Genomic DNA, 5,384 nt, shown 5'->3' with positions numbered 1-5,384 from the left:
GGAGATCTCCGCCATGACCCTCACCGCACCCTCATTCTCCTCTGCCATGCCCGTTCCCGAGGAGCGCCGCATGGGCTTTCTGCCCCGGCTGTTCGGCGCCCGCCTTCTTCTTGTCGGCGAGCACACCGTCTTCGGCTTCATGGAAAGGCTGAGCCCGACAGACTACACCGGCGGCATGTGGGACTTCCTTGAGTTGGCAGGCGAGCCCCTTTATCTCGCCCCGACCTGCAAGCCCCGCTTCCATCTCGTCTGGGACGGCAACGGCTACGAAGGCGTCGTTTCGGCCGATGCTGCCGGCATCATCGCCACGCTCTTTGCCTTCTCGCACCTGTCTTTCCGCCACGACGCCCCGGAACTCTCGGAGGGCTTTGCCCGCCTTTATGCCCATGCCGCGGATCATCCCGAGGCCCGCGAGATTTTCCAGGCCATCGACTGAGCCTTGCAAGCGCCCTGCCTTTTCGCGGGGCGCTTGTTTCATGCTGGCTTCCGCCATGGCGCCGCTGGAGGGCGGCTCAGACGGCAAGCGAGAGAAGCCTGCCTCCTGGACACGCGCCGGGATCTAGGGCCGAGGAGAAGATGCGCATCAGGTCGTTATCCTTGGCAGAAGGCGGTCCGATCAGCAGGCGCGTGGCTACCAAAACGGCCCTTGTGGAGCGGCTTGGCAGCAATCTCGTGCTGTCTTGCCGAGCAGCCCAGCTTAGGGTTACCGGATGGTCATGGCCGTGCATGCAAGGCGGACCCCACGATGGATGAACGCGCAACCCGCGATGAACGCCTGGATGACCTGGCGCAAACCCTGGCGGACATGCTCGGTGTCAACAAGACGGAAGCCATGCGCCTGGCTCTCCAAAACGAGATCGAGCGTCTGCGGTCCACACCCACCATTGATGACCAGATTGCGACCTTGCGCGAGACGGTGAAGAACTACGGCCGCAAGTCGACGCGCATGGTGCACCCGTCAAAAAAGCGCTGAGGGTCATACCAACGCTTCCGTCTGACCACCTTGCGCGCTGTGCGCACGGAGGCATCCGCTGTCACGGTGGACGCCGCCTCGTCACATGACTGCAGGTACTTGTCGCCGACCTGTGCCCTTGAAGCCCAAGACCCTGCTTCCGCCAGCAGACCAGGGGATGGCCATCACGGAAGGCTATGAGGGTGTGCTGCCCGGCCGTGGTGCGGTGATGGAGACAGTCGGCAAAGACAGAGGGGGGTCGGGGCAGGAGGGTGAGCCGATGCGGTCGAGAGAGTGCCGCGAATTCGTGCTTTCTGCCCCCGGGAAAACGCCGCGACCGAGGGTCCGCGGTCCGGACCCCGGAGGCGGCAGATGCCCCAGCACACAGGAGATCCTCTGATGCCCCATCGTGACGCGTCCGATCTGGCAATCCGTCTTGGCCGGGAGGCCGAGGCGGTCTGCCGCCATTACCTGTCGTCCGGCAATCGTGTNGGCGGTCTGCCGCCATTACCTGTCCTCTGGTCGAAAGACNCGATGTGAGAAACACTCCCGGCCGTTCGATGTTCGTGCGTCTGGCGNCGATGTGAGAAACACTCCCGGCCGCTCGATGTTCGTGCGTTTGGCAGGCCCGGAAACCGGCGGGGGTGCCGCGGGCCGCTGGTCTGATGCCGCCACCGGCGAACACGGCGATCTGCTCGACCTCATCCGCGCAGCGACGGGCCTTCTCGACTTCAAGGATGTGGCTGCCGAGGCACGCCGGTTTCTTGCGCTTCCCCATCCCGATCCGGCCTCGGTCCAGACAGCAGGTGGCGGGACATCCCGCAGGGCACCCGGCTCGCGGCAGGCGGCACGGCGGCTCTTCGCCATAGCCGAGCCGATCGGCGGCACGCTCGCGGCAACCTATCTGGCCAGAAGGGCAATCACCTGCCTTTCCTCCATGGCCGCGCTGCGCTTCCACCCCCGGTGCTACTACCGCCCGGACGGGCATGGGCCAACGGAGACCCGTCCGGCGATGATTGCCGCTGTCACCGACCTTTCTGGCCGCCAGACCGGCGCGCATCGCACCTGGCTTGCCGCCGATGGGTTGGACAAGGCCCCGATCGCCACGCCGCGCCGGGCCATGGGGGAGCTTCTCGGCCACGGCGTCCGCTTCGGGGTGGCCGATGATGTGCTGGCGGTGGGCGAGGGCATCGAGACTGTGCTGTCGCCGCGCCAGGTGCTGCCTGGCATGCCGATGCTGGCAGCCCTCTCGGCCGCCCATCTTGCCGCCGTGCTCTTCCCTCCCACGTTGCGCCGCCTTTATGTCCTGTGCGACCGTGACCCCGCCGGCGACAGAGCGCATGACAGCCTTCTGACCCGAGCGGCCAGCCTCGGCATCGAGGCGATTGCCCTTGTGCCCGTGGCGGGCGACTTCAATGACGACCTACGGCATCGTGGCGCTGCTGCCCTGAGCGCGGCGCTGAAGGATGTGCTTCATCCCGACGACCGGCGCCGCTTCCTGCCGGGGTGAGGGCAGGCCGGGGAGTCAGCGGTGCCAGTCTTTGCCTCTTGGCCAGGTCGCTCCCTGTCCCGGTCACCTCTCCTTCAGGCGCGGAGATCCGCGTTCCGGGCCTTCGAGGAGGGCAATCGGCGCACAGCCGGATCGGCCCGGCAATGGCGGCGGCCGACTATTTTCCGCCGCGTCCTGCGGACGCTTTGCATCGCGAGGCAAAATAGCCGGCCTTGGCCATCAAGGCCCTCGCGAGGCGCGAGGGCTGCCCGTCCGTCCCGCCCGTGCGCTGCGATGCCCGCGAAGGCCGCGAGAAACGCGCGCCCCGCCCCATCGAAGGAGAACGCGATGACCCAGGACCTTGACGACCAGACGTCCGAGCCGGTCCACACCGCCTCCCAGACCGACCATGTCCTGACCGAACTTCAGCTTTACGGCTGGCGTCCCTTTCAGGACGAGCCCGATCCCCGGCCGCTTCCGGAGGCGGACACCGTCTCCACCGCCGTGTCCGACATCTTCGACGCCCTGGTGGCGAGCCTCAGTGACACCCGGCTCGAGCCCGATCTCGAGGAACTGCTCTGGGGCACCGCCAATCTCTTCCACCGTGCCGCGGCCCGCGTCGAGCGCGAGCTCGACAGCAACGAACTGGCGCAGCGCCGGCTGCAGCGCGAGCAGGACGGCAGCGAGGTGAAGTCGGTTGAGCTCGAACGCCTCGTTGCGGAAGGGCAGACCCTGATTGAGCGGCGCGACGGCATGGAGCTCTTCCGCGACCTTGCCACCGAGGCCTTCGAGCATCACACCGGCAGTGCCTGGCGGCCACGCACGGGCTCGATGGTCAGCCATCGCCATCTCACGGCGGCGATGATCGACAGCCGCGACTTTCTGGCCGCCAAGCGTCGGGCCGAGACGGAGGTGATGCTGCCTGCCGGGCCAAAGGTGGCGCTGACCGGCGGCGCGGACTTCAACGATCACCGGCTGATCTGGGCCAGGCTCGATCAGGTCCATGCCAAGCACCCCGACATGGTGCTCCTGCATGGCGGCTCACCCAAGGGCGCGGAACTCATTGCCTCCCGCTGGGCCGATCACCGCAAGGTGCCGCAGATCGCCTTCCGCCCCGACTGGACGAAGCACGGCAAGGCCGCACCCTTCAAGCGCAATGACGCGCTGCTCGACGTCCTGCCGGTCGGTGTCCTGGTCTTCCCCGGCACCGGCATCCAGGAGAACCTGGCTGACAAGGCCCGCAAGCTGGGCATCCCGGTCATGAAGATCGAGGGCGGCGCGTAAGCGCCGCTTCCCCACATCTTTCCTCCACCAGGCAACCATCGGCCGTCACGGCCGGCAGCTGTCGCCTGGTCGGTCGGGGTCAGGCAAAGGGCGAGGCGGAGACTGCAGCGCGGTGCAGGGGGGATTCGGACAAGCCGAACGCCCCCTGCAGGACAGCATAGCGCCTGGNACAAGCCGAACGCCCCCTGCAGGATGGCGCAGCGCCGGACCCGCACCGGTGTCGGAAGGGAAGGAAGAGGGGAACCGCCGGTTCCCCCGGCAACCACAAAATACGGCGCCTCAAGGGGGCACCCCCATCTTCCGCGCCGCCAGGTGGCGGCTTGTGCAGACGGGGCCCCCGACCCTTGGGGCTTGATTTTCCAGTTGCCGGGCCCCCCTCCCGCCCTCGCCGGGAGGCAGCCCAGGAAGGTGAGACGCGCCGGGGGCGCGGCTCGCCTTCCTGGCCCGCTCCCATTCTTGAAGAAGAGCAAGGCCGTGAGGGGATCGCCAGATCATAAGGAGGGTTTTCTCATGACGCGCTATCAATGCATCTCCTGCGAGGCCACCCAGATCACGGCAGGCATCCGTCCAGACGCTTGCCGCCATTGCGCGGGGCCGGTCTTCGATCTCGACCGCTACGAGGCTGCCATAGCCGAGGCGCAGATCATCGGGGCGCAGAACGACGCCTTCCGGGCAGCCCTTGGGCAGACCGAATGGCAGGGCGAGACTCTGCGCGGCCGGGTGGTTGTGACGCGCGGGATCGTTGCCCGGGGCCATGACTTCGTGGACGCGGCATTGGCCCGGGTGCGCACCGATGCGGGTGTTATGGACGATCATGGCACCGATGGCCTCCGCAGCTTCGGCATGCCGGATGTGCAGCACGGAGACGAGACCGTGCGCATCTACTGGAAGATCGACCTTTACGACACCGACGGGTTGATGGGACCGGAGGTGGAAAGCGATCCAGGGCAGACGATCCGCGTCCTCACCCTCTGCCTGCCCGACGAATACTGATCCGGCATGGGCGGCTTCGAGACGAGGGGCCGCCTGACCATCGGACAGGGCTTGCTGTTTCCCCTTCACTCCGGTCAGGCTGTCTCGTCCGGCTGTTGTCCTTCGTATCCGGGCACGATCGCCAGGTCCATGATGGCCTTGCCCGCCCTGAGCCGCATGGCCTCCTCATATTCGGGTGAGGCATAGCAGGCCACGGCTGCATCAAAGCTCGGAAACTCGATCACCACCACGCGGGACCGAGGGTTGCCTTCCGAGACCTCGCTCCGGGAGCCGCGCGTCAGGAAACGCCCGTCATACTTGCGAAAGGCCTTGGCGTTCTCTGCGATGTAATCCTTGTAGCCCTCCGGGTCGGTCACATCGGCAAATGCGACCCAATAGCCCTTCGTCATGATCATGGCCCTCCTTTGCGTTGCGCCCAGCATAAGGAAGCGGCGACCACAACGCGACCGGCGAGATGTCTGATAGCATAGGCCGGGATAAACCGGTCCGATAGGTCGACGGCATCGACCTAAGAATGGCATCCTCGAAGGATATGCGGAGGCTCCTCCCGCCTGTCGCATGGGCGACGGGCGCAGTCCCAACAGGGCCCAGCAGAGCGGCGGCATCCTGGTCCCGACTCTGCAGGGCGGCTATCGCGGCCCCGATCAGAAATCTCTTGCTGCGCGG

5 protein-coding genes and 1 pseudogene are annotated in these 5,384 nt (G+C 66.6%); 5 read left to right on the top strand and 1 reads right to left on the bottom strand.

All coding sequences use genetic code 11. The annotated features are described in order from the left end of the window. Nucleotides 1-13 precede the first annotated feature (13 nt). The 5 genes and pseudogenes from CK944_RS21305 to CK944_RS23435 all read left to right on the top strand — a co-directional run bounded on the left by CK944_RS21305 (nt 14) and on the right by CK944_RS23435 (nt 4,718). The gene (locus CK944_RS21305; RefSeq protein ID WP_103175055.1) at nt 14-436 is read left to right on the top strand and encodes an antirestriction protein; all 423 of its coding nucleotides are present in this window, start codon (nt 14-16) and stop codon (nt 434-436) included. A gap of 309 nt (nt 437-745) precedes the next feature. After that, entirely contained in the window at nt 746-973 is a 228-nt protein-coding gene (locus CK944_RS21300; protein WP_103175054.1) for a type II toxin-antitoxin system VapB family antitoxin, read from the top strand. 378 nt (nt 974-1,351) lie between these two features. Beyond that, nucleotides 1,352-2,462: pseudogene (locus CK944_RS21290) on the top strand (toprim domain-containing protein). 327 nt (nt 2,463-2,789) lie between these two features. Then, nucleotides 2,790-3,725, top strand: a complete 936-nt coding sequence (locus tag CK944_RS21285; protein ID WP_103175052.1) for a DUF2493 domain-containing protein — start codon at nt 2,790-2,792, stop codon at nt 3,723-3,725. A gap of 510 nt (nt 3,726-4,235) precedes the next feature. Continuing rightward, nucleotides 4,236-4,718 (top strand): DUF3768 domain-containing protein, encoded by a 483-nt coding sequence (locus CK944_RS23435; RefSeq protein ID WP_103175051.1) that lies wholly within the window; start codon nt 4,236-4,238, stop codon nt 4,716-4,718. Between the two features lie 74 nt (nt 4,719-4,792). Here the strand turns inward: CK944_RS23435 and CK944_RS21275 are convergent, their stop codons facing one another. Next, nucleotides 4,793-5,113 (bottom strand): DUF1330 domain-containing protein, encoded by a 321-nt coding sequence (locus CK944_RS21275; protein WP_371411691.1) that lies wholly within the window; start codon nt 5,111-5,113, stop codon nt 4,793-4,795. Nucleotides 5,114-5,384 lie beyond the last annotated feature (271 nt).

It is taken from the genome of Paracoccus sp. SY, from assembly GCF_002901215.1.
Taxonomy (GTDB): domain Bacteria; phylum Pseudomonadota; class Alphaproteobacteria; order Rhodobacterales; family Rhodobacteraceae; genus Paracoccus; species Paracoccus acridae.
The sequence above is the reverse complement of the archived record's forward strand: the minus strand, read 5'-3'. Positions and strand labels throughout refer to the sequence as shown.

What these genes read in the sequence shown, in the direction of transcription:
- CK944_RS21275 (WP_371411691.1), bottom strand. Translation starts at nt 5,113, where the DNA reads ATGATCATGACGAAGGGCTATTGGGTCGCATTTGCCGATGTGACCGAC.
- CK944_RS21305 (WP_103175055.1), top strand. Translation starts at nt 14, where the DNA reads ATGACCCTCACCGCACCCTCATTCTCCTCTGCCATGCCCGTTCCCGAG.
- CK944_RS21285 (WP_103175052.1), top strand. Translation starts at nt 2,790, where the DNA reads ATGACCCAGGACCTTGACGACCAGACGTCCGAGCCGGTCCACACCGCC.
- CK944_RS23435 (WP_103175051.1), top strand. Translation starts at nt 4,236, where the DNA reads ATGACGCGCTATCAATGCATCTCCTGCGAGGCCACCCAGATCACGGCA.
- CK944_RS21300 (WP_103175054.1), top strand. Translation starts at nt 746, where the DNA reads ATGGATGAACGCGCAACCCGCGATGAACGCCTGGATGACCTGGCGCAA.